2 protein-coding genes are annotated in these 1,535 nt (G+C 63.4%); one reads left to right on the forward strand and one right to left on the reverse strand.

The window, feature by feature from the left end:
• Positions 1–340 (reverse strand): lyase family protein (locus ADADOO_RS17365; RefSeq protein WP_511278773.1); only part of this gene is annotated, 340 nt, incomplete at its 3' end.
• A 249-nt stretch (positions 341–589) separates the two neighbouring features.
• On the opposite strand from ADADOO_RS17365, the gene ADADOO_RS17370 reads away from it, so the two are divergent.
• Positions 590–1,535 (forward strand): CHASE domain-containing protein (locus ADADOO_RS17370; RefSeq protein ID WP_511278774.1); only part of this gene is annotated, 946 nt, incomplete at its 3' end.

Consider the following 1,535-nt stretch of genomic DNA (forward strand, 5'->3'; position numbering starts at 1 on the left):
CCAGCACCTCGTTCATGTTCATGTTGGTTTGCGTGCCGGAGCCGGTCTGCCAGACCGAGAGCGGGAATTCGTCCGGGTGGCGGCCGCTGGTGACCTCGTTGGCGGCAACGATGATGGCCGCGGCAATGGGGGCCGGGAGCAGGCCGAACTCGCGGTTGACGTTGGCGCCGGCGGCCTTGACCATGGCCAGGGCGTGGATCAGCTCTTCCGGCATGCGTTCGGTGGAGATTGCAAAGTGCTCCAGCGAGCGCTGGGTCTGGGCGCCCCACAGACGGTCGGCGGCAACCTCGATGAGGCCGAATGAATCTTTTTCCTGGCGGGTGGGAATGACTGGGGGCATGAGCAACTCCTCGCTGGCCGGAAGGGGCACTGGAGATGCGCGCTTGGCCTGCTTGTTGGAGTTGCCGGTCGCCGGGAAGTTCGGCCGGATTTGCTTTGCCTGCGCGATACCGGGATGGATACAATCGGTAATCAGTCACATTGAAGTTCTGACTTCCGGAGCGCTGGTGAATATCAATTGTCGTCGAGTATCGCAGTTGGCCAGTGGGTTGGTGTACCACCGGCGTGAGGCGAGCCGGGGTCGGCGGCCATGAAGCGCCGGGTTTTGCTACTGGTCACGGCTTCTCTGGTGTTTTTCGGCCTGGCGCTGGCCGCCTGGTTTGCCGAGAAAATCAATCGTCAGCAGTTTGCCTCAGCCGAACGCGCCGAGGTCTTGCACAGCATGACAGTGGTCCGCGATGCCCTCGAGAGCAACCTCAATAGTGATATTCAACTGGTCCGTGGCCTGATCGGCGTCATTGCGCTGGAGCCGAATCTCGGTCAGGCGCGTTTTGAGGTGGCCGCTCAGCCGCTGTTTTCTGGCCGGACCCAGCTTCGCAATGTTGTCGCCGCACCGGACATGGTGATTCGCTGGGTGCACCCGATGCGCGGCAACGAGGCGGCGGTCGGCCTCGATTACCGCACGGCACCGGGACAATTTTCCGCGGTCGAGCGCGCCCGGATGTCGCGCCAGATTGTCCTGGCCGGGCCGTTGAATCTGGTCCAGGGTGGCGTCGGTCTGGTGGCGCGGCTGCCGGTCTATTTGCCGGATAGCCAGGGCAAGGAATATTTCTGGGGCGTCGTCAGTGCGGTGATCGATGTCGACAAGCTGTTTGCCAGCTGCGGTCTGGGTGGCGACGACCTGGCCATCGACCTCGCGATTCGCGGCAAGGATGCCAAAGGGGCCGACGGCGAGGTGTTTTTCGGCCACCCGGAACTGTTCGATGCCCGTCCCGTGGTGGCCAGTATTCATTTGCCGCAGGGCTCCTGGCAGATCGCCGCGACGCCGCGTGGCGGCTGGCAGGCGGCGCCGGATAATTTGTGGTCGTTGCGCCTTGGCTTTGCGCTGGTGGCGATCATGGTCGCCGGCGGTTTTTTGGCGCAAGGGCAGGCTTTGGTGCGCGCATCGCAAGCCACCGAGCAGGCCGAGGCGTCGCGCCGTCAGCTCTCGGCAAGCCTTGAAAATACGCCGAATGTCGCTGTCCAGTGGTTCGATA

It is taken from the genome of Azonexus sp. (genome assembly GCF_036170495.1).
Taxonomy (GTDB): Bacteria; Pseudomonadota; Gammaproteobacteria; order Burkholderiales; family Rhodocyclaceae; genus Azonexus.